This is a genomic window from Mesorhizobium sp. BH1-1-4, from assembly GCF_020165665.1.
Taxonomy (GTDB): Bacteria; Pseudomonadota; Alphaproteobacteria; order Rhizobiales; family Rhizobiaceae; genus Mesorhizobium.
In genome coordinates, this window is sequence record NZ_JAIUIN010000003.1 from 445,594 (window position 1) to 468,551 (window position 22,958).

Annotated in this window: 19 protein-coding genes; 9 read left to right on the forward strand and 10 right to left on the reverse strand. The window is 63.0% G+C overall.

What is annotated here, in order from left to right:
• Nucleotides 1–18: 18 nt before the first annotated feature.
• From glmS to LB569_RS08635, 3 genes are all read right to left on the reverse strand, one after another.
• Nucleotides 19–1,842, reverse strand: coding sequence for a glutamine--fructose-6-phosphate transaminase (isomerizing) (gene glmS / locus LB569_RS08625; RefSeq protein ID WP_224691822.1), 1,824 nt, complete (start codon nt 1,840–1,842; stop codon nt 19–21).
• Between the two features lie 167 nt (nt 1,843–2,009).
• Nucleotides 2,010–3,374: a bifunctional UDP-N-acetylglucosamine diphosphorylase/glucosamine-1-phosphate N-acetyltransferase GlmU gene (glmU, locus tag LB569_RS08630; protein WP_224691823.1), complete on the reverse strand. Its 1,365-nt coding sequence runs from the start codon at nt 3,372–3,374 to the stop codon at nt 2,010–2,012.
• Between the two features lie 444 nt (nt 3,375–3,818).
• Nucleotides 3,819–4,565: a cytochrome c biogenesis CcdA family protein gene (locus LB569_RS08635; protein ID WP_224691824.1), complete on the reverse strand. Its 747-nt coding sequence runs from the start codon at nt 4,563–4,565 to the stop codon at nt 3,819–3,821.
• Between the two features lie 223 nt (nt 4,566–4,788).
• On the opposite strand from LB569_RS08635, the gene LB569_RS08640 reads away from it, so the two are divergent.
• The 9 genes from LB569_RS08640 (at nt 4,789) to LB569_RS08680 (ending at nt 14,414) form a co-directional block, all read left to right on the forward strand.
• Entirely contained in the window at nt 4,789–5,166 is a 378-nt protein-coding gene (locus tag LB569_RS08640) for a hypothetical protein (protein ID WP_224691826.1), read from the forward strand.
• Between the two features lie 343 nt (nt 5,167–5,509).
• Nucleotides 5,510–8,131 (forward strand): type I DNA topoisomerase, encoded by a 2,622-nt coding sequence (topA, locus tag LB569_RS08645; RefSeq protein WP_224691827.1) that lies wholly within the window; start codon nt 5,510–5,512, stop codon nt 8,129–8,131.
• Between the two features lie 6 nt (nt 8,132–8,137).
• Nucleotides 8,138–10,444, forward strand: coding sequence for a ribonuclease R (rnr, locus tag LB569_RS08650; RefSeq protein WP_224691829.1), 2,307 nt, complete (start codon nt 8,138–8,140; stop codon nt 10,442–10,444).
• Nucleotides 10,444–10,878: a DUF983 domain-containing protein gene (locus tag LB569_RS08655; protein ID WP_140701513.1), complete on the forward strand. Its 435-nt coding sequence runs from the start codon at nt 10,444–10,446 to the stop codon at nt 10,876–10,878. The genes rnr and LB569_RS08655 overlap by 1 nt, the downstream gene beginning before the upstream one ends.
• A gap of 72 nt (nt 10,879–10,950) precedes the next feature.
• Nucleotides 10,951–11,691 carry an NUDIX hydrolase gene (locus LB569_RS08660; protein WP_224691830.1) on the forward strand — a complete coding sequence of 247 codons (741 nt, stop codon included), beginning with the start codon at nt 10,951–10,953 and terminating at the stop codon, nt 11,689–11,691.
• Between the two features lie 77 nt (nt 11,692–11,768).
• Nucleotides 11,769–12,947: an MFS transporter gene (locus LB569_RS08665; RefSeq protein WP_140701515.1), complete on the forward strand. Its 1,179-nt coding sequence runs from the start codon at nt 11,769–11,771 to the stop codon at nt 12,945–12,947.
• Nucleotides 12,948–13,060: 113 nt separating this feature from the next.
• Entirely contained in the window at nt 13,061–13,519 is a 459-nt protein-coding gene (locus LB569_RS08670) for a hypothetical protein (RefSeq protein ID WP_224691831.1), read from the forward strand.
• Between the two features lie 155 nt (nt 13,520–13,674).
• Nucleotides 13,675–13,842 (forward strand): 50S ribosomal protein L33, encoded by a 168-nt coding sequence (gene rpmG / locus LB569_RS08675; RefSeq protein ID WP_006201775.1) that lies wholly within the window; start codon nt 13,675–13,677, stop codon nt 13,840–13,842.
• A gap of 146 nt (nt 13,843–13,988) precedes the next feature.
• Nucleotides 13,989–14,414 carry a hypothetical protein gene (locus tag LB569_RS08680; protein WP_224691832.1) on the forward strand — a complete coding sequence of 142 codons (426 nt, stop codon included), beginning with the start codon at nt 13,989–13,991 and terminating at the stop codon, nt 14,412–14,414.
• 102 nt (nt 14,415–14,516) lie between these two features.
• Here LB569_RS08680 and LB569_RS08685 read toward each other — a convergent pair whose 3' ends face one another.
• From LB569_RS08685 to LB569_RS08715, 7 genes are all read right to left on the reverse strand, one after another.
• A complete protein-coding gene (locus tag LB569_RS08685; RefSeq protein ID WP_224691833.1) occupies nt 14,517–15,584 on the reverse strand; it encodes an ABC transporter ATP-binding protein in 1,068 nt (355 codons plus the stop codon).
• A gap of 4 nt (nt 15,585–15,588) precedes the next feature.
• Nucleotides 15,589–16,437 (reverse strand): carbohydrate ABC transporter permease, encoded by an 849-nt coding sequence (locus LB569_RS08690; protein ID WP_224691834.1) that lies wholly within the window; start codon nt 16,435–16,437, stop codon nt 15,589–15,591.
• Nucleotides 16,437–17,360 carry a carbohydrate ABC transporter permease gene (locus LB569_RS08695; protein ID WP_224691835.1) on the reverse strand — a complete coding sequence of 308 codons (924 nt, stop codon included), beginning with the start codon at nt 17,358–17,360 and terminating at the stop codon, nt 16,437–16,439. The genes LB569_RS08690 and LB569_RS08695 overlap by 1 nt, the downstream gene beginning before the upstream one ends.
• A 229-nt stretch (nt 17,361–17,589) precedes the next feature.
• Nucleotides 17,590–18,867, reverse strand: a complete 1,278-nt coding sequence (locus tag LB569_RS08700; protein ID WP_140701520.1) for an ABC transporter substrate-binding protein — start codon at nt 18,865–18,867, stop codon at nt 17,590–17,592.
• Between the two features lie 28 nt (nt 18,868–18,895).
• Nucleotides 18,896–20,083 (reverse strand): PLP-dependent transferase, encoded by a 1,188-nt coding sequence (locus LB569_RS08705; protein ID WP_224691837.1) that lies wholly within the window; start codon nt 20,081–20,083, stop codon nt 18,896–18,898.
• Nucleotides 20,080–20,814, reverse strand: a complete 735-nt coding sequence (locus LB569_RS08710) for a FadR/GntR family transcriptional regulator (protein ID WP_140701522.1) — start codon at nt 20,812–20,814, stop codon at nt 20,080–20,082. The genes LB569_RS08705 and LB569_RS08710 overlap by 4 nt, the downstream gene beginning before the upstream one ends.
• 115 nt (nt 20,815–20,929) lie before the next feature.
• Nucleotides 20,930–22,441 (reverse strand): FAD-dependent monooxygenase, encoded by a 1,512-nt coding sequence (locus tag LB569_RS08715; protein WP_224691839.1) that lies wholly within the window; start codon nt 22,439–22,441, stop codon nt 20,930–20,932.
• Nucleotides 22,442–22,958: the final 517 nt, after the last annotated feature.

Here is a 22,958-nt window from a genome sequence, read left to right on the forward strand (position 1 = left end):
TGGTCGTTTAAAGGGGCGCTATTCCACCGTCACTGATTTCGCCAGATTGCGCGGCTGGTCGACATCGGTGCCCATGAACACGGCGGCGAAGTAGGCCAGCATCTGGATCGGCAGGGCGTAGATAATCGGCGAGATGATTTCCGGCACGTCGGGCAGGATGATCGTCTCCATCGTCTTTACGCTCACCTGTGCCGCGCCCTTGGCGTCGGTAATCAGGATGATCTTGCCGCCCCGCGCCGCCACTTCCTGCATGTTGGACACGGTCTTTTCGAAGATGCGGTCATGCGGCGCAATCACGATGACCGGCATGTTCTCGTCGATCAGCGCGATCGGACCGTGCTTCAATTCGCCCGCCGCATAGCCTTCGGCGTGGATGTAGGAGATTTCCTTGAGTTTCAGCGCCCCTTCCATGGCCAGCGGGAAGTTGGTGTCGCGGCCGAGATAGAGCACATCCTTGTAGCGCGAGATTTCGCGCGCGATCCGTTCGATCTGCTCTTCGAGCTTGAGCACCTGGTTGGCGTAGCGCGGTGCTTCCGACAAGGCGCGCACCAGCGCCCTCTCTTCCTCAGGCGAAATCGTGCCGCGTGCCACGCCGGCACGCACGGCAAGCGATGCCAGCACCGAAAGCTGGCAAGTGAAAGCCTTGGTCGAGGCGACGCCGATTTCCGGGCCGGCGAGCGTCGGCAGCACGACGTCGGATTCGCGCGCCATGGTCGATTCCCGAACGTTGACGACGGCGCCAATCTTCATGCCCGCCTTGCGGCAATAGCGCAGGGAGGCCAGCGTGTCGGCTGTCTCACCCGACTGCGAGATGAAGAAGGCGGCATCATTGGCCGACAGCGGCATCTCGCGGTAGCGGAATTCCGAGGCGACATCGATATCGACCGGCAGCCGCGCATAGCGCTCGAACCAGTATTTGCCGATCAGGCCGGCGAGATAGGCGGTGCCGCAGGCGGAAATCGCCAACCGGCCGATTTTGGCGAAATCGAATGGCAGGTCGAGCGGCTTGGAGACACCGGAGACGAAATCGACGTAATGCGCCAGCGTGTGCGAGATCACCTCGGGCTGCTCATGGATTTCCTTCTCCATGAAATGGCGGCGGTTGCCCTTGTCGACCATGAAGCTGGTCGACAGCGATTGCTGGCGCTTGCGATCGACCTTCTTGCCGTCGATGTCGAAGATGGCGACGCTGTCGCGGCGCACCACCGCCCAGTCGCCGTCCTCGAGATAGGTGATCGAATTGGTGAACGGGGCGAGCGCGATGGCGTCCGAGCCCAAGAACATCTCGCCGTCGCCATGGCCGACGGCCAGCGGCGGGCCGTTGCGCGCGCCGACGATCAGGTCCTCGTCGCCCTTGAACATGATGGCCAGCGCGAAGGCGCCTTCCAGCCGCTTAAGCGCCTTGTGCGCGGCTTCGACCGGCTTCAGCCCCCTGGCGAGCTCCCGCGCCACCAGATGCGCCACGACCTCGGTGTCGGTCTGCGAGGAGAATAAATAGCCGTCGCGGATCAGCTCATCGCGCAGTTCGGCGAAGTTCTCGATGATGCCGTTGTGGACGATGGCGACGCCGTCGGAAAAATGCGGGTGCGCATTGGTCTCGTTGGGAACGCCATGGGTCGCCCAGCGCGTATGGCCGATGCCGATCGTGCCGTCGAGCGGCTCATCCTTGAGCCGGCGTTCGAGGTTGACCAGCTTGCCTTCGGCACGGCGGCGGCCAAGCTCACCCTTTTCGATGGTGGCAACGCCGGCCGAGTCATAACCGCGATATTCCAACCGCTTCAGCGCATCGACGATGAGCGGCGCAACCTGCGAGTGGCCGACGATTCCAACGATACCGCACATCCGGACAGCCCCCGATTCCCCATGGAAAACCAGCGCTATTTAGGGATGGCCGGCCCGCCGCGAAAGTCACATTGCATTTCGCCCGCTGTAACGGACGCTTGCGCACGCATGCACCATGACAGGCCGCTCTTGCAATCCGGTTACCGCGGTCGTTCGGTTTTTCGAGGCTAGGTTTTGCTTTTCTTCGCCGCTGCCACCGAGGCAAAGCGCTCGCGCAATTCCTTGGCCTTGCCGGGGATCGTCTTCTGGCGGGCTCGGCCGAAGGCCAGCGCGTCGTCGGGCACGCTTTCGGTGATCACGCTTCCCGAGGCGATATAGCCGCCCTTGCCGATGGTGACCGGGGCCACCAGCGATGAGTTCGAGCCGACGAAGGCGCCCTCGCCGATGTCGGTGAAGAATTTCGAATAGCCGTCATAATTGCAGGTGATGGTGCCAGCGCCGATGTTGGCACCCGCCCCGACACGCGCGTCGCCGATATAGGTCAGATGATTGACCTTGGCGCCCTCCTCGATGACGGCCTGCTTGACCTCGCAGAAATTGCCGACCTTGGCCTTGGTCCTGAGATCGGCACCCGGCCGCAGCCGCGCAAAGGGACCGACATCGCAATTGGAGGCGACGGTGGCGCCCTCGATGTGGCTGAAGGCGTGGATTTTGGCGCCCGACGCAATCTTGACGCCAGGCCCGAACCAGACATTGGGTTCGACGACCGTATCCGCGCCGATCTCGGTATCGTGCGAGAAATAGACCGTGTCCGGAGCAATCAGGGTCACGCCCGACAGCATTGCCTCTTGCCGGCGACGTGCCTGCCAGATGCCCTCGGCTTGCGCCAATTCGGCCCGGTTGTTGATGCCGAGCGCGCTTTCGAAGCTGGCTTCGGTGGCAACGACATCGAGGCCCTGCGCGCTGGCGATCTCGACGATGTCGGTCAGATAATACTCGCCCTTGGCATTCTTGTTTCCGACCGCGTCGAGCAGCTTCAGCGCGTGCACGCCCGCCACCGCCATCATACCCGCATTGCAGAAGCTGATCTTTTTCTCCGCCTCGGAACAATCCTTCTCTTCGCGGATGGCAATCAGCTTGCCGCCCTTTTCGATCAACCGGCCATAACCAACGGGGCTGGGCGGACGGAAGCCGATGACCACGATAGCGGCACCTTCGGCCAATTTCAGCCGCGCCACGGTCAGCGCGTCCACATCGATCAGCGGCGTATCGCCGAACATCACAAGCACATCGTCGTAACCGTTTGATATCGCTCCGCGAGCAGCGAGAACGGCATGCGCGGTGCCCAAGCGCTTCTCCTGCACGAAGGTCTCGGCCTTCGGCGCGAACTTCGCCGCCGCCTTGCGCATCTCATCGGCGCCATGCCCGATCACCAGCGCCTGCCCGCTGGCACCGGCGGCTTCGGCCGCCTTCACCACATGGGCAACCATCGGCAGACCGGCGATCTGATGCAGCACCTTCGGCAGCGCGCTCTTCATGCGCGTGCCTTCGCCGGCGGCGAGGATGACGGACAGGCAGGATCTCTGGCTCATGGAAGGACAACCATATCAAAGGGTTGGGAATCAAGACACGATAGCAGCGGCGGCATGCTGCACCAATGCGGTTAAATTCCGGTGAGGCCGCGGTCCCGGTTGGAGCGAAGTGCGACGGTCGCATATCACTTCATTCAAAATAAATACTCTGTCGGTATTGCTGTTGAAAATCTCAGTTTTGCAAAAAATAGCGAATGAGAACCTTGTACCAAATTTTCAACGCCTTGATTGTCTTCTTCATAGGGGCAATCATTGGCGGTGTAGCAGGTATTATTCTGATCAGTATTTTAACAGTAGAATCAGACGTTTCAGGGTTTCTAGAAAAGTCTTTTACTGTTATCCCCACATGTGCCTTGATCGGCGGACTAGGATCCCTGTTCGTATTCGGTCCTATGGGACAGCGGGAGTAATATCGCGACTATCACTGGTAAGACCAGAATCAAGCTATCCCAGTCGTCCCAACACCGGAAAATTCTCCAGCAGCCAGTAAGACACGGTCTGCACACCACCGGTCAGGAAAAATACCCCAGCAACTACCAGCAGGGCGCCGATCGCCTTCTCGACGCGGCCGAGATGGACACGAAATCTGCCGAGGAAGCGCATGAAGGCGCCGGAGAACAGCGCCGCGATCAGGAACGGAATGCCAAGGCCAAGCGAATAGGCGGCGAGCAACAGCGCGCCCTCGCCCACCGTCTCGCGGCCACCGGCCAGCGTCAGGATCGGGCCGAGCACCGGGCCGATGCAGGGCGTCCAGCCGAAGGCGAAGGCCAGTCCCATGACATAGGCGGCGACCGCGCTTGCGGGCTTTCCCTGCGACTGGAAGCGCGCCTCCCGCGACAGAAGCGGGATACGCAGGATGCCGAGGAAATTCAGGCCCATCAGGATGATCAGCACGCCGGCGCCCATCGCCAGCGGCTCCTGCCAGACCCGCAGCAGCCGGCCTATGGTCGAGGCGCCGGCGCCAAGTGCCACGAACACCGTGGAAAAACCGAGCACGAAGGCGATCGAGGAGTAGAGCAGCGCGCCGCGCGCGCCCTCCCTGGCGGTTGTGCCCGCATTGCCACGAAAATCGTCGACCGACACGCCGGCCATGTAACAGAGATAGGGCGGCACCAGCGGCAGCACGCATGGCGACAGGAACGAGATGGCCCCCGCCCCGACCGCGCTGACGTAGCCGATGTCCAATGCCATTCCAAAGCTCCGACTGTTCTGGCGACGATATAGCGGCACGCGGGTTTGTCCGCCAATCACCATCATGTGGCAAGTCATCGCGGCCATATCATCGCAGCCAAGTCCTCGGGGCCATGTCATCGCGGCCAAGTCGTCGCGGCTCGGGGAAGAAAGCACGCGCGCGGGGCGTTGACACAAGGAGGCCGCGATTTTCCGCGCGTCTTCAGACATCAAGGAGATTTCCATGAAAACGATAGCCACAGGGCTGGCCGCACTGCTGCTCAGCACCGCCGCGTCCTTCGCCGCCGAAGCCTGGCAGGAAGCCGAGGTCAACGGCACCAAGATCTACACCGATGCCATGGGCATGACGCTCTACACCTATGACAAGGACGAGAAGGGCAAGACCAATTGCTACGACAAATGCGCCGCCAACTGGCCGCCGCTGAAGGCCGAGGCCGGCGCCAAGGCGGATGACGAATGGAGCGTTGTCGACCGTACCGACGGCACCAAGATGTGGGCCTATGACGGCAAGCCCGTCTATACCTTCATCAAGGACAAGAAGGCCGGCGATGTGAACGGCGATGGCGTCGGCGAGGTCTGGCATATCGTCAAGGCTGACTGATTTTCCCATCGGGAGGTCCGCCAAACGGAACTTCCCATTGGCCGCCGGGCATCCCTCCAAGTCCGGCGGCCTGGTCGTAGCGGACTCGACCTGGCACATTCATGCCGACTGGACTGGCAACAAATTGAGCCTCTCCCGATCTTCCGAGGCCGGCGCCTGCCCATCCGAAAATATGTGGTCTTCTCCATACACTCTAAGAGTGTATTGCTGCCGGCATCCCCGCATTTTGGCCGCTTGCCCTTGACCGGATGCAAAAGCGCGGCCATGTGAGCGACGAACAGAACCGAGATTTCGTCGCGCGCAGCGGAATTCTTCTGCCGCATCACAGCTGATATGAGACCTCATGGACGTCGTCGTCGTCGAATCGCCGGCCAAGGCGAAGACAATCAACAAATACCTGGGCAGGAACTACAAGGTTCTGGCCTCGTTCGGTCACGTCCGCGATTTGCCGGCCAAGGACGGCTCGGTGCGCCCGGATGAGGATTTCGCCATGTCCTGGGCGGTCGACACCGCTTCGGGCAAGCGCCTTACCGACATTGCCAACGCGGTCAAGGATGCCGACGGCCTGATCCTCGCCACCGACCCGGATCGCGAAGGCGAGGCTATCTCCTGGCATGTGCTGGAGGTGCTGAAGCAGAAGCGCGCGCTGAAGGACAAGCCGGTCAGCCGCGTCGTCTTCAACGCCATCACCAAGTCGTCGGTGCTCGAAGCGATGGCCAATCCGCGCCAGATCGACGCGCCTCTCGTCGATGCCTATCTCGCCCGCCGGGCGCTGGACTATCTCGTCGGCTTCACCCTGTCGCCGGTGCTGTGGCGCAAATTGCCGGGCGCCCGCTCGGCTGGCCGCGTCCAGTCGGTGGCGCTGCGCCTGGTCTGCGACCGCGAATCCGAGATCGAGCGCTTCATCCGCGAGGAATACTGGAATATCGCGGCAATCCTCGGCACGCCGCGCAACGAGACTTTCGAGGCGCGGCTGACCGCGTTCGAGCGCAAGAAGCTGCAAAAACTCGACATTGCCAACAAGGAACAGGCCGACGACATCAAGGCGATGCTCGAGGGTGCTGCCTTCAAGGCGCTGTCGGTGGAAGCCAAGCCGACCAGGCGCAATCCCGGGCCGCCGTTCACCACCTCGACGCTGCAGCAGGCCGCTTCGTCGGGCCTCGGCTTCTCGGCCACTCGCACCATGCAGGTCGCGCAGCGGCTCTATGAAGGCATGGAGATCGGCGGCGAGACCACCGGCCTCATCACCTATATGCGAACCGACGGCGTGCAGATGGCGCCTGAGGCGATCTCGGCCGCACGCGATGCCATCGCCAAGGAATTCGGCCCGAAATATCTGCCGGATCAGCCCCGCCAATACACCACCAAGGCCAAGAACGCCCAGGAGGCGCACGAGGCGATCCGGCCGACGGATTTCATGCGCACCCCGGCGTCGGTCCGGCAATATCTCGATGCCGACCAGATGCGGCTCTATGAACTGGTCTGGAAGCGCGCCATCGCCAGCCAGATGCAGTCGGCCGAAATCGAGCGCACGACTGTCGAGATCGAGGCGGTGAATGGCGCCCGTACCGCCGAATTGCGTGCCGTCGGTTCGGTCGTTCGCTTCGACGGCTTCATCGCCGCCTACACCGACCAGAAGGACGACGACGCCGAAGACGAGGAGAATCGCCGCCTGCCGGAAATCCGCGCCGGCGAGCAGCTCGCCCGCCGGGCGATCAACGCCACCCAGCACACCACCGAGCCGCCGCCGCGCTACTCCGAGGCGTCGCTGATCAAGAAGCTGGAAGAGCTCGGCATCGGCCGTCCCTCGACCTACACCGCGATCCTGAAGACGCTCGAAGACCGCGACTACGTCACGATCGACAAGCGCCGGCTGGTGCCGCAAGCCAAGGGCCGCCTGCTGTCGGCCTTCCTGGAAAGCTTCTTCGAGCGCTATGTGGAATATGATTTCACCGCATCGCTGGAGGAAAAGCTCGACGAGATTTCCGACGGCAAGCTCGCCTGGAAAGACGTGCTGCGCGACTTCTGGAAGGATTTCTCCGGCGCCGTCGCGGACATCAAGGAATTGCGCGTCACCGACGTGCTCGATGCGCTGAACGAGGAGCTGGCGCCGTTGGTTTTCCCCGCCCGCGAGGACGGCTCCAATCCGCGCATCTGCCCGAAATGCGGCACCGGCAATCTGTCGCTCAAGCTCGGCAAGTTCGGCGCCTTCGTCGGCTGCTCCAACTATCCCGAATGCTCCTTCACCCGCCAGCTCGGCGACGCCGCCAACCCCAATGGCGAGAATGGCGGCGGCGAGGAAGGCACCAGGCTGCTGGGCAAGGATCCTTACACTGCCGAGGAAATCACGCTGCGCTCGGGCCGCTTCGGTCCCTACATCCAGCGCGGCGACGGCAAGGAAGCCAAGCGCTCCAGCCTGCCGAAAGGCTGGACGCCTGAGTCGATCGACCATGAGAAGGCGCTGGCATTGTTGTCGCTGCCGCGCGACGTCGGAAAACACCCCGAAAGCGGCAAGATGATCTCGGCGGGTCTCGGCCGCTACGGCCCGTTCGTGCTGCATGATGGCACCTACGCCAATGTCGACAGCATCGAGGACGTGTTCTCGATCGGTCTCAACCGTGCCGTCACGGTGATTGCCGAGAAGCAATCGAAGGGCAAGGGTGGCCGCAATGGCGGCACGCCGGCTGCCCTGAAGGAGCTTGGCGACCATCCAGATGGCGGCGGCAAGATCGTCGTGCGCGACGGCAAATACGGCCCTTACGTGAACTACGGCAAGGTCAACGCCACGCTGCCCAAGGGCAAGGATCCGCAATCGGTGACGATCGAGGATGCGTTGGCGCTGATTGCCGAGAAGGAAGCCAAGGGCGGTGGCGGCAAGAAGCCGTTCCGCAAGGCAGCGGCGGCCAAGGCACCCGCGGCCAAGAAAACGGCGGCCAAAAAACCGGCCGCGAAGAAAAAAGGGTAGGACGGCGTGGCGCGCAGGATCTCCGGACGAAGCCACGGCGATCCGCGCACCGCCGACACCAGGGCCAAGGTCAAGGACGACTATCGGCCCTCGCGTGACGAAATCCTGCGCTACATCGCCGAAAACCCCGATCGCGCCGGCAAACGCGAGATCGCCAAGGCGTTCGCGCTGCGTGGCGACGACCGCATCTGGTTGAAGGATCTCCTGCGTGACCTGCAGGACGAAGGCGTCCTGACCAGGGAGCGCAAGCGGCTGGCCCGCGTCGGCGCCCTGCCCCATGTCGCCGTGCTCGACATCTTTGGCCGCGACGGCGATGGCATCTTGCTGGCACACCCGACCGAATCGACAGGCGGCGGCGAGCCGCCGGTCGTCTCGATCCGCGTCTCGCGCGGCGGCAACGGCCCTGCGCCGGGCATCGGCGACCGCGTGCTGGCCAAGACCTTCCCGACCGACGATCCGTCAGGGCCTGCCTATACCGGCCGGGTGATGAAGATTTTCGAGAAGCGCACGGACGCAGTGCTCGGCGTCTTCCGCGTGCTTCAGGACGGCAGCTTCCGCATCGAGCCGGTGGAGCGGCGCCAGCCCGAGCTGATCGTCGACAAGGAATTCCAGAACGGCGCCAAAAACGGCGACCTTGTCGAGGTCGAGCCTGCGCGCGCTTCCCGCTATGGGTTGCCGCGCGCCAAGGTGCTCAACGTGCTGGGTTCGCTGACCAGCGAAAAGGCGGTCTCGATGATCGCCATCCACGCGCACGACATTCCGCACATCTTCCCGGCCGATGTCATAGCCGAATCCGAAGCCGTGAAGCCGGCGACGCTCGATCATCGCGAGGATTGGCGCGACCTGCCGTTGGTCACCATCGACCCGGCCGATGCCAAGGACCATGACGACGCGGTCTTCGCCACTCCTGACCTCGACGAGAAGAATCCCGGTGGCGTGATCGCCACCGTCGCCATCGCCGATGTCGCCGCCTATGTCCGCTACGGCACGGCGCTCGACCGCGAGGCACTGAAGCGCGGCAATTCGGTCTATTTCCCCGATCGCGTCGTGCCTATGCTGCCCGAGCGCATCTCCAACGATCTCTGCTCGCTGCGCGAGGGCCAGGACCGTCCAGCGCTCGCCGTGCGCATGACCTTCTCCGGCGACGGCCGCAAGATCCGGCATTCCTTCCACCGCGTCATGATGAAGTCGGCGGCCAAGCTCGCCTACCCGCAGGCTCAGGCAGCGATCGACGGTGTTCCCGACGACAAGACCGGTCCGATCCTGGAGACGGTGCTGAGGCCGCTCTGGGACGCCTATGCGATCCTCAAGCGCGGTCGCGACGGCCGCCAGCCGCTCGAACTCGACCTGCCGGAGCGCAAGATCCTGCTGAAAGATGATGGCACGGTCGACCGCGTCATCGTGCCGGAGCGGCTCGACGCGCATAAATTGATCGAAGAGTTCATGATCCAGGCCAATGTCGCCGCCGCCGAAACGCTGGAGGGCAAGAAGCAGGCGCTGGTCTACCGTATTCACGACGCGCCGTCGCTGGCCAAGCAGGAATCACTGCGTGAATTCCTGCAGACGCTCAGCCTGTCCTTGGCGCGCGGCGCCCAGATGCGGCCCAGCCAGTTCAACGGCATTCTGGAGCGCGTGCGCGGCGCCGACAATGAGGCGCTGGTCAACGAAGTGGTGCTGCGCTCACAGAGCCAGGCCGAATATTCACCCAAGAACATCGGCCATTTCGGCCTCAACCTCAGGCGTTACGCGCATTTCACCTCGCCGATCCGCCGCTACGCCGACCTGATCGTGCATCGCGGGCTGATCGCCGCGCTCGGCCTCGGTCTGGGCGGATTGACGCAAGACGAGGAGGCCCGCCTCGAAGACGTTGCGGTGCTGATCTCCGGCACGGAACGCCGCGCCATGGCCGCCGAGCGCGACACGGTCGACAGGCTGATCTCGGCCTACCTCGCCGAGCGCATCGACGACCGCTTCGACGCCCGCATCTCCGGCGTCACCAAATCAGGACTTTTTGTCCAATTGCCGCAATATGGCGCCGATGGCTTCATACCGGTGTCAACTCTGGGCGGCGATTACTATATATACGACGAGACGGCCCGCTCCTTGTTCGGAGAACGTTCAGGCAAGGGGTACCAGCTCGCGGACCGCGTCGAGGTCCGGCTTGTCGAGGTGGCGCCGATGGCCGGCGCGATGCGGTTCGAGATGTTGACCGACCCGAAGCCCCTGCCAGGCTCCAGCAGGTCGTTTCACAAGGCTAAGGGCCGCGCCCGTGCGTCGCAATCGCGACCGGGGTCGCGCGGCAGGAGACGGTGATGGAACAACAGGTTTTTGGCGGCGAACATCATTCGGGCCGGGTTGCACGCCCTCTGTGGACGGCAATGAAGCGCGGCCTGCTGGGCCGCTGCCCCAATTGCGGCGAAGGCAAGCTGTTCCGTGGCTTCACCAAGACCGTCGAAACCTGCAGCGTCTGCGGCGAGGAGATCCATCACCATCGCGCCGACGATTTGCCTGCCTATCTGGTCATCGTCATTGTCGGTCATATCGTTCTCGGTGCCTTCATGGGCGTCGAGGCGACGTCAACCTTGTCCAGCTGGCAGCACATCCTCATCTGGGTGCCGTTGACCATCCTGCTCTCGGTGGCGCTGCTGCAACCGGTCAAAGGCGCCGTCATCGGATTGCAATGGGCGTTCTATATGCACGGGTTTGGTGGCGAAAAGGACGAGGTCGAGCCGCATGCCGGCACGTGACGCGCCACTGGCGCAACACGCCAATCGCTAAGGCCACTTTCGCATGCAAGAAGTTTCCGCTAGGTCGAGCGTATGAACGGAATGACCAAGGCGGACGTCGACAAGCTCGACAAGGGCCTTGCCGCCCATGGCGGCCGGCCCTTGCGTCCGCGTGACGCGGCGACCTTGATCCTGCTCGACCGCAAGGGCGATGACGTCCTGGTGCTGATGGGACGCCGCCACGCCGCGCACGCCTTCATGCCCGGCAAGTTCGTGTTTCCCGGCGGCCGCACCGATCCAGCGGACAGTCGCATCCCAACAGCGACCGCACTTGACCCGCACGAAGAAGCCAAGCTGACGGCCGGCCCCGGCCGCACCGGCCATGCCCGCGCCCGCGCCATCGCTTTGTCGGCCGTCCGCGAGACCTACGAGGAAGCCGGCCTGCTGATCGGCCGCAAGGGTGCCTTCGCCACGACCAAGCGCGACTGGCAGGGTTTCGTCGACCATGGTGTGGCGCCATCGCTGGAAGCGCTGCGCTTCATCGCGCGCGCCATCACGCCGCCGAACCGGGTACGCCGCTTCGACACCCGCTTCTTCAGCGCCTGGCGTGACGACGTCGCCATCGAATTGTCCGATGGCGGCCCGACCAACGAACTGGAGGAACTGGTCTGGCTGCCGCTCGCCAAGGCCAAGCAGGCTGACATACCCGACATCACCCGAATGATCCTGGACGAGCTGGAAAAGCGGCTCGCCGATGATCCGCTGCTGCGACCGGGTGGTCCCGTCCCCTTCTACCGGCTTGTCCGCAACCGCTTCACCCGCGAACTTCTCTAGAGCAATTCCACGAAAAGCGTGACGCGGTTTCCCACAGGAATTGCGCAATCTCAAAAAGACAGAGTATTCAGCATCTCATGACGGTCGATACCCAACCACAGGGCGACGAACGCGTACACTGGCTGCCGATGGTAGCGGCGATCTCGTCGATCAGCGTCGTCGGCATCGCCATTGGCCTCGGCATGCCCTTGCTCAGCGTTATCCTGGAAACACGCGGCCATTCGGCCTCGATGATCGGGCTCAACACGGCCGTTGCCGGCCTGGCCTCGATCGCCGGGGCGCCGCTCGCCACGCCGCTTGCCATGCGCTTTGGCGTCGCCTGGACGATGATCGCCATGATTGCCACTGGCGCGCTGGCTTTCGTCGGTTTCCATTTCGCGCCCGATTTCTGGATGTGGTTTCCGCTACGCATCGTGCTGCACATCGCGCTGACGGTGCTGTTCATCCTGTCGGAATTCTGGATCAGCACGTCGGCGCCGCCGCAGCGTCGCGGCCTTGTGCTTGGCATCTACGCCACCGTCCTGTCGCTCGGCTTTGCCGCGGGACCGTGGCTGTTCGCCCATCTCGGCAGTTCCGGCTTCCGGCCGTTCGGCGTCATCATCGCCCTGGTGACGCTCGCCGCCATACCGGTGCTGGCCGCCCGCAACGAAAGCCCCACCATCGTGGCGGAGAGCGAGACCAGCCACTTCCTGCGCTACATCTGGCTGGTGCCGACAGCGACTTTCGCCGTGCTGGTTTTCGGCGCGGTCGAGACCGGCGGCTTCGCGCTATTCCCGGTCTATGGCAACCGCATCGGCTATTCCGAGGCCGACGCGGCGCTTCTGCTGACCATGATCGGCCTTGGCAATGTCCTGTTGCAGATCCCGATCGGCATGATCAGCGACCGCGTCTCCGACCGGCGTTATCTCTTGCTCGCCTGCGCCACGGTCGGGCTCGTCGGCACGATATTCATGCCCTTCTTTGCCGCCAACTGGCACTTGATGGCCGCGCTCCTGTTTGTCTGGGGCGGTGTCGTTGCCGCCATGTACACGATCGGCCTCGCCCATCTCGGTTCGCAGCTCTCCGGCCACGAACTGGCGTCGGCCAACGCCGCTTTCGTGCTGTGCTACGGCGTCGGCATGGTACTCGGCCCACAGGCGATCGGTATCGGCATGGACAGTTTCGGGCCTTCCGGCTTCGGCTGGTCGCTCGGGCTTTTCTTCGCCGCCTACATCGCCCTGGTCTGCTTCAGGCTCGTTCGCAAGATCCTGCTGTAGAGCCCAACAAGTCGTTTATCGGCACTGCGCAACGGCAGGCTGCTGACAGAACCGTGTCAGCAGCCACCGGTTAAAAGGGTGTCCTAAAAACACCCTGAACCGAGGACACTCCGATGATCGACAGCGGCTTTGAAACCACTTCGCTGCGAATGATGCTCCTGCTGCTCGTAAGCTTCCAGGCTCCGGCCGCCGACGTCGACCGCATCATGGACGCGGTTGTGGCGATCGCACCGCTTGCCATGGGCAAGTATGAGCGCAATGCCTATCAGTCGGCGCACGGGATCGAGCGCTACAGGCCGCTTGAGGGGGCCGCGGCGGGCGCCGAAAGCGAATTGCGCCGCCGTCCTGGCACGGTCGAGGTTTCCTTCGAATTGCCCGACGACCAAGAGCTGGCGGCCCGCGTCGTCGAGGCGATTTTCCAGGCGCATTCCTATCAGGAGCCGGTGATCCGCATCCAGCCGATCCTTGCCAGCCGCTCCAAGGGGCTGGACGACCGGGCCAATCCGAATCGCTGGTGGAACACGACCGGAGACTGGAAGAAGGTCGCGGCACCGGAGCCGGAAACCGTCTAATTTATCCATTCCGGGCGGCTTGGGTGGGCTACATCGGGTCCGCCGGGCTTGACTTTCCAGGCACGTTCTTTATGTGTCGCGCCAAGTTTCCCGCGTCCGGGTGTTTTTCCCGTGCTCCAGCGGCCAAAACTCCACGAACATAACGGACTGAGATCATGGCCAAAGCCGCAAACATCAAGATCAAGCTTCTGTCGACCGCCGACACCGGTTTCTTCTACGTCACCAGCAAGAACAGCCGTACCAAGACCGACAAGCTGTCGTTCCGCAAGTACGACCCGGTCGCCAAGAAGCATGTCGAATTCAAGGAAACCAAGATCAAGTAGTCTGGGTTTTTCCCTTTGGAATGCCGAAACGCCGCCCATCGGGCGGCGTTTTTCGCTTACAGCTCTCCACGGTGGCGGCTGCCGATCGTCGCAGTTACCGATTTTTGTGATGTCGCAATTCCCGACTTTTGTGGTGTTGTCATCCTATGGGCCGTTTTACTCGCCTTGATCTCAGCGAAGATCTCTCTTGGGTGCCTGCTGACTTCAGGAGGGATGCGCAGGGCAATGTGCCGTTGGATACGCAAACCTACATTGAAAGCTATCTTGCCGATCCTTCGGAATGGCATTGGTCCACGCATGACGAGCCGCGCGAGATTAAGCTCAAACGTGTGATGGCCATTCTAGCGAAAGCCCGCCTACCAGAGCATGCTAAGGCCGTGGCTCAACTAGGCGTCGGTCCCTTTGAAGATATGATGAGCGACTGGTTGCTTGATCGCCTCGAGGCCTACTTGCCTTTTGATGATGCGCTCTACACCGCCCTTAGCGGACTTTACGTTTTCAATGAACCGCCGGCCGTGCAAGACCGACTGGCTCGGATGATGGCGGCAAGCGAAAGGGCACGGAAAAAATAAGCCGCAAAGAGCCAAAGGTTCATAACAACACTCAGCAACGAGTAGCGAAGCAGCGACTCAGGCCACGGTCCACCTGCTTATCCGGTGCTTGGCCGTGAACAGCTATCCGATGCGGTCGCCGCTCTTCTCGTCGAACAAATGCAGCGATGCCGGATCGGCCGCCAGCCGCACCATGTCGCCGGGCTTCACGCCGGCACGGCCCATGGCAAAGACGCAGAGCTGCTGGCCGGCCAGCTTGACATAGAACTGGGTCGACAGGCCGAGCGGCTCCACCACCCCGACCTCGCCTTGCAGCGCACCGTCGTCCGCCAGCTTGATATGCTCCGGGCGCAGACCGACGGTGATGACCTCACCATCCCTGAGCGGCAGGCCGTCCGGCAGCCGAAGCTTCTGGCCATCGGACAGCACGGCGTCCACCTTGCCGCCCTTCTCCACCGTTGCCGGCAGGAAATTCATGCCCGGCGAGCCAATGAAGCCGGCGACGAACATGTTGGCCGGCCGGTCGTAGAGATCGAGCGGGGCGCCGACCTGCTGGATCAGCCCGTCATGCATGACGACGATGCGGTCGGCCATGGTCATCGCCTCGATCTGGTCGTGGGTGACGTAGACCGAAGTGGTCTTCAACTGCTGGTGCAGCGCCTTGATCTCGGCGCGCATATGGACGCGCAGCTTGGCGTCGAGGTTCGACAACGGCTCGTCGAAGAGAAAAACCTTGGGATCGCGCACGATGGCGCGGCCCATGGCGACGCGCTGGCGCTGGCCGCCGGACAATTGCCTGGGCAGGCGCTGCAGGAACGTATCGAGCCCCAGCCGCTTGGCCGCACCGTCGACGCGCGCATCGATCGTCGTCTTCTGCGCCTTCTTCAAAAGCAGGCTGAAGCCCATGTTCTTCGACACGTCCATGTGCGGATAAAGCGCATAGGACTGGAACACCATGGCGATGTCGCGGTCCTTCGGCGCCACATCATTGACCAGCCGCGAGCCGATGCGGATTTCGCCGCCGGAGGCTTCCTCCAGGCCGGCGATCATGCGCAAAAGCGTGGACTTGCCACAGCCGGACGGGCCGACCAGGACGACGAACTCGCCATCGGCGATCTCGAGGTCAACCGCGTGCAGGACGCGGACGGCGCCGTAATCCTTGCGGACCTTTTCGAGCGTGACAGAGGCCATCGATCTATCCTTTGACAGCGCCGGCGGTCAGGCCGGTGACGAGATAGCGTTGCAGGAAGGCGAAGAAGATGCAGACCGGGATCAGCGCCAGGATCGACGCGGCCATCATCTGCCCCCAGTCGACGGCGAACTTGCCGATGAAGGTCAGCAGGCCGACGGCGAAGGTCTTCTTGTCGTCGCTGGAAATCAGCATCAGCGCGAACAGAAGCTCGCTCCAGGCGGCGGTGAAGACGAAACCGAGCGTCGCCCCCATCCCGGGCAGCGTCAGCGGCACGATCACCTTGCGCATTGCCTGGGCGCGGGTGCAGCCGTCGATCATCGCCGCCTCTTCCAGATCCTTCGGTATGCCGTCGAAGAAGGACTGCATCAGGAAGGTGGCGAAGGCGGTGTTGAAGGCGGTGTAGATGATGATCAGCCCGGTCAGGCTGTTGATCAGGCCGATCTCGCCCATCACGCGGTAGATCGGCGGAATGACCATCACCAGCGGAAAGGTCTGGGTCAAAAGCAGCATCAGCGCCAGCGCCGCCTTGCCGCGAAAGGTGAAGCGCGACATGGCGTAGCCGGCGAGCGTCGCGATGACCGTCGCCAAGGCCGCCGTCGACACCGAGACGATGACGCTGTTGAGGAAATAACGCGGAAAATCGGTCGCCTCGAGCACCGTGGTGAAATTCCGCAGCGTCATCTGCGACGGCCAGAAGGTGATGCCCTCGGAATAGAGCAGCCGCTCCGGCGTGACCGAGATCTTCAGCGTCCAATAGATCGGGAACAGCGCGAAGACCACATAGGCCGCGATCGCCGCGTAGAGACCGACGCCGCCGAAAAACCGTTGCGAGGCTGAACGTCCAGCAATCATCAGACATGCCTCACAAGGGTGCGACGAATGCCGATGAGAACGATCGCGTAGGCGATGAGCAGGACCAGCAGCAGCACGGCGACCGCCGAGGCATAGCCCTTGTCCAGCGACTTGAAGGCGCTGACATAGATGTAGACCGGCACGGTGTTGGTCGAGCCGGCCGGCCCGCCCTCTGTCATGACGAAGATCAGGTCTGCGAAGGTGGCGATCCAGATCGTGCGCAGCATGACTGTGATGGCGATGGTCGGCGCCAGGAACGGCAGCGTGACCTTGGTGAAGCGTTGCCACGGCGAAGCGCCGTCGATGGCTGCCGCCTCATGCAGTTCGGAAGGAATCGACTTCAGCGCCGCCAGCAGCGTGATGGCGAAGAACGGAATGCCGAACCAGACATTGGCGACGATCGGCCCCCACATGGCGGTGGCCGGATCGGAAAGCACATTGGTCGGCTCGGCCTTCAGGCCGAGCGCGAACAGCCAGTGCGGCAGCGGACCGATGATCGGATTGAACAGCCAGGCCCATGTCAGCCCCGACAGGAAGGACGGCACCGCCCAGGGCAGGAAGACCAGCGCCTGCACCGCCTTGCGGCCTGGGAAAGGCTTGTCGAGCAACAGCGCCAGGCCAAGGCCGAGGAAGAACTGGAAGAACAGGCTGGCAACCGTCCACCACAGCGTGTTGACCAGCGCCTGGCCCAGCACCTGATCCGACAGCATCGCCTGATATTGGCCAAGCCCGACATATTCGGATTTGAAAGCGGAAAACTTGCGGAAGGAATAGCTGATGCCGATGACCAGCGGCACCAGCAGCACCACGACCAGCAGGATGATCGCCGGGCTAAGGTAAAGCCAGGGCTCGATGGCTGCATGCGTGAGCCACTTACGTCGCGGCTTGCCGACAGATCGTATTTCGGACACGGCGTAGGTCATTGGCTGTGAAACGGCTCCCTGGAGCGGCGTTGGGGGGCAGCGTCCTTCTCCCCGTCACTATACGGGGAGAAGATGCCGGTTCATCCTCCGTAGCTGCAGCGCAGCTGCTGCGGAGGACGGGCAGGCAGATGAGGGGCAGCGCTGAGTTGGCAGAACTTGGCGCCGCCCCTCATCCGTCACTTCGTGACACCTTCTCCCCGTGAAACGGGGAGAAGGGAAAAGCCTGCGCTTACTTCTTGTTCTTCGCCAGCCAGTCCTGCTGTTCCTTGGTCAGGAAGGCAGCCCACTGGTCGGCAACGTCCTTGGCGGTCTTCTGGCCGAGCAGCACTTCCTGAAAATTCTTGATGGCGACCTGGTCGACGAAATTGCCGAGATTTTCCAGATGCGTCGGCGGCGTCACCATTTCATACTTGCTGCTGTCGCTAAGCTCGGTGAACCAGCCCTTGAACTGCTCGGTCTTGAAATGGGGATCCTGGTCGGCGCCGTTGTGGATCGGCACGACGCCGACTTCCTTGGCCCATTCCAGATTGTCCTTCGGCGACAGCAGCGTCGCCATCAGCTTCCAGGCGTCATCCTTGTGCTGCGAATTGGCAAACATCGCCCAACCGGCATAGCCCAGCGTCGGATAGGATTTGCCGCTTGGCCCGACCGGCAATGGCGCCACGGCGAAATCGTCGGCGCTCATCTTGTCGGCGATGCCGAGCAGCGCGTCGGGATCCTGGTTGAGCATGGCGCAGGTGCCGGAATAGAAGCCGGTGACGGTCTCGTTGAAGCCCCAGCTCACCGCATCCTTCGGCGCCAGGCCGTCCTTGTACATGTCGGCCAGCATCTGCAGGCCCTTGACCGAGCCCTCTTCATTGATGGTCGAGGTGCCGTCCTCGTTGAAATATCCGCCCTTGCCCTGCGCGATGTTCATGAACATGTGCATGCCGTTGAAGGCGCCCGGGCCGCCGCGCAGGCAATAGCCGTACTTACCTGGAATGGCCGAGATCTTCTTGGAGTCGGCGATGAATTCGTCCAGCGTCGCCGGCGGACCGTCGAGGCCGGCCTCCTTGAACAGCTTCTTGTTCCAGAACAACGCGTTCACATAGTAGCCGTAGGGGATCATGAACTGGGTGTTGTTCACCGTCGAGCCGAACTGCTTGGCGCGGTCGCCGAGCGTCTTGGCGTCGTCCCATTTGGCCATATAGGGGCCGAGATCCTCGAGCTGGGCGTTGTTGGCGTAAAGCCCCATCCAACGCTCCGGCATCTCCACCACATCGGGCGTATCGCCGGCCTGCACCATGGTCAGGAACTTTTCGAAGGCCTGGCCCCAGGGCAGCGAGACGAGCTCGACCTTGACGCCGGGATTAGCCGCCTCGAATTCGGCGATCTGCTTTTTCAGGAACTCGGTGCGTGGCGGGCTGGTGATGACCTCGACCATTTTCAGGGTCGAGTCGGCGAGCGCGCCCCCGGCGGAGATTGCCAGCCCCGCGACGGTGGCAAGCATGACGGTCAGTTTTTTCATGTTCAAGACTCCCATTTTGAACCCGCTGTTATTTTCTGGCTTTTTCGAAGGCCTGGGCGACATCCGCCCATAGGTCCTCGACACTTTCCAATCCGACATTGAAGCGGATGGTTCGGGGGCTGACGCCGAAGCGCGCCATCGAATTCAGTCCCGGCGTCTGTTCGAGCGACGCCTTGGCCGGCACGACCAGGCTCTCATGCCCGCCCCAGCTGACGCCGATGCGGAAAAACTTCAGCGCATCGACGAAGACGGGAATGTCGATATCGTCGGTCACCTCGAACGAGAACAGCCCGCCATAGCCGGCAAGTGTCGCCTTGCCCGGATGGTTCGAATAGACGGGGTGGTTGACCCGCTCGACATTGCCATGCGCCTTCAGCCGCTCGGCGATGGTGAGCCCGCTTTTCATGTGGTGCGGCAGGCGCAGCGGCAAAGTTCGCAGGCCGCGCAGCAAGAGCCACGCCTCGAATGGCGACAGCTTGCCGCCGAGATAGGAATAGGTCTGCTCGTTGATGTGCTTGATGTGCGCGGCCGAGCCCGCCACCACGCCGGCAACGGTGTCGCTGTGGCCGCCGAGATATTTCGAGGCCGAGTGCAACACCAGGTCGACGCCATGCGTGAACGGCTTCTGGAACACCGGCGTCGCCCAGGAATTGTCGATGGTGGTGATGATGCCCTGCTCTTTCGCCATCCGGGTCAGATGCGGCAAGTCCTGCAACTCGAACACCATCGAGGTCGGGCTCTCCAGATAAAGCAGCTTGGCGCCGGGTAAGGCCGCCGCCACCGCATCCGGATCCGAGCCGTCGACATAATCGACCTTGATGTTGAGCCGCGGCAAAAGCCGTTCGAACAGCCGGTAGGCATCGCCATAACAATTGCGCACCGCGACGACACGTTCGCCCGCGCCGACGAAGGCAAGCACCGTGGCGCTGATCGCCGCCATGCCGCTGGAGAAGCCGCGCGCGGCCTCGGCACCCTCGAGTGCGGCGACACGCGCCTCGAACTCCATGACCGTGGGATTGTCGCCGCGCGAATAGATCGGCTGCTTTCGTTTGCCGGCAAACGTATCTGCCATTTCGGCGTAACTGGCGAAGGTGAACAGCGAGGTCTGGTAGATCGGCGGCACGACGGCGCCACCGGGGAATGGTTCGTCATGCGCCAGAAGCGTCGCCGCCTCGGCAAGATAATCGTGGTCGAAACCGGTCGGATGCTCGTTCATGTCTGGCCCAAGAATTTGAGTTTGGCCGCACCGCGCTTCAAATCGTCCTCGACGGTGGCGATCAGCTTCAGCGCCTCTGCGCGGGCGCCTTGCGGGTCGCGCGCGGCGATGCGCTCGTAGATGGTGCGGTGATAGGGAAAGCTGGCGTGGCCGAAGTCGCGCACGCCGAGCGGATGCTCCCAGAAGCGGTGAAACAACTCGTGCATGGCAGCGATGATCTGTTCGAACAGTGGATTGCCGGAGACCCGGTAGATCGCCTGGTGGAACTCCCAGTCCTCTTCCGACGACATGCCGTCGCGCGTGCGGAACGCCTGCTCCATGATGTCGAGCTTGCGCTCGATCTCGGTCATGTCGGCCGGGCTGGCCCGCTCGGCGCAGAGTGCCGCCGCCTCCGCCTCCAGTGCGCGGCGGATTTCCAGCGTCTGCATCAGGCTGGTGAAATCATTGCCGCCCGCCAGCGTCAGCGGCAGATGCAGCATGTCGGGCGAGACGGCCGCCTTGAGATAGGTGCCGCTGCCTTGCCGGCGTTCGACCAGACCCAGTCCTTCCCACCGCGTCAGCGCCTCGCGCACCGTGTTGCGGCTGACCTTGAGCCGCTCGGCCAGGATACGCTCGGTCGGCAGTCTCTCACCGGGCCGCAAAGCCTCGGCGCTGACAAAGCCCACCAATGCCTTCAGCACGGCGTCATCGCGCGCCGTCGTCTGAATGGGTGGCAGGCTATTCTGGTCCACATCACCTCCAAGTGGTCCAATGGTCCAACCAATTTCTGCATAGATAAAACCTGCTGTCAATCGCTTGTCAGGAGGTGGCGCCGCCGCGAAGGACGACGCCATATGTATCAACAGCTTACCCGAGGCTGTGCGAAGCCGCCCAAGGCGGGCCGAACCAGACGGCCAACGCTTCGGCCAGCCCAAGATCAGTCTTGTCTCCCACCCAGGCTACATATCCGTCGGGCCGAATTAATACCGCGGTTGGGGCGGCGACCGCCCCAATTACCGGAAGCTCCCAGGCCCCAGCATACTTGGCGTCGATCCGCCGGAGACGATCGGCCCAGGGCGCGATCTCCAATCTGCCTGGCTCGCCCAGGTTAAGGAGTACCGGCCGCGCGTCGTGCAGCAGACGGAACAGCCGCAACGGCCCGTTGGCGGTGAGCAGATCGACGTCGGGTATTCGCCGCCCAAGCAGCGCGTGCCCCTCCCCGAGGTCGTAGTGGACGCCCAGCCCGGACATCTCTCCGGCGATCCGTTTTCGCGGTTCGTCCATGGCGAGCAGTTCGGCAACGGTATCGCCCAGAGCCTTGGTGCGCGCATCCATGCGACGCAGCGCGACCTGCGCCATCGCGTTGCGCAGCACGCGCGCGGCAACCGGGTGGCGCTCGGCATGGTAGCTGTCGAGCAGGCTTTCTGGGGACGTCGCCTTGACCACCTGGGCCAGCTTCCATCCCAGGTTCACCGCGTCCTGCACGCCGATATTGAGGCCCTGTCCGCCCATCGGCGGATGGATATGCGCGGCGTCGCCGGCCAGCAGCACATGGCTGTCGCGGTAAGCGGCAGCCTGGCGCGTCATATCGGTGAACCGGGAAATCCAGGTCGGACTGTGGACCCCGTAGTCGGTGCCGTAGACAGCGACAAGCGCCTCGCTGAGATCGCGCAGGGTCGGTTCGCCGCCAAGGGTCAGTTGCCTCTCGGTCAGCACGATACCCACCCGGCCGCCGTCCTCCATCTTGCCCATCGCGTGAACTCCATAGGCATCGCTGCGAAAGCCCCATGCGGGTTCCTGCGTCATCTCGACCTCGGCGATCATCCAGCTCATCGTCGGATCCCATCCGTCGAACGCGATGCCCGCGGTCTTGCGGATCGTGCTGCGTCCACCGTCGCAACCGACGAGATAATCCGCCCTCAGGCGCCGGCCATCGGATAGCTCGACGTCGACGCCGCCATCGTCCTGCGCGAAACCGGTGACGTCCCGTTCGCGATAGATCGGCACCCTCAGTTCGCCGACCCAGTCGGCCAGGATGCGCTCGATGTGGTTCTGCCGCAGCCCCAGCACATAATTGTGCCGGCTGGGAAAGTCGCCGATGTCCAGCTTCACCATGTTGAAGCCCACCGATTGCGAAGGCCGTCCCTGGGACACAAACCGGTCGGCGATCCCGCGCTGGTCCAGCACCTCGATGGTGCGGGCATGCAGGCCGCCCGCGCGCGAACCGATGAGTTCCTGGTTGGGCCGCCGCTCCACAATGGCCACGTCGACATTTGCCAGGGCGAGTTCCCCCGCCAACATCAACCCTGTCGGCCCTCCTCCGGCGATCAGCACAGCATGATCCCGTCGCGGTCCGTCAGTCGGCATCGATACCGGCATTTTTGCTACTCCCGTTTCCGTTGGTCAGGGCGCGGTTGTACGGGAGGAGCCAGGTCTTGCCGCAAGCCCCTTGTGCGCCATATGTATGTAATGGAAGGGACAGCGCCTTTCCTTCGCCCTCCCGGCCGGCAAGCGCGAAGCGCCACTGGCCGACAGACGCCGGAACAAACCCAGCGGTCTATTCCGATTTCCCGCGCATCAAAAAAGCCCCGAACTTCAGGGCTTGGCACGGACTCTTGATGTCATGTGAGACAAAGGGGGCCGGTCGGCGTTTGGCAGCGGTACGAGGAGGCCACTATGTGCCAGCGCCGGCCGGCCGACCCCACGGACCCAGGAGATGCGGCGGACCTGAGCATCATGGGGTATTCGGGTATCGAGCCGGCTGTCTACCCTCGTGCCGGCTTCGTCGTGGCCTGCACATTTGCGCAAGAGCTTATGAAAATCAACAGTTTCTTAACCAAGGCTCGCGAATCGCTTGGATTAAGGTAAATGGGTAACCCTGTTGGGTTGACCGGAT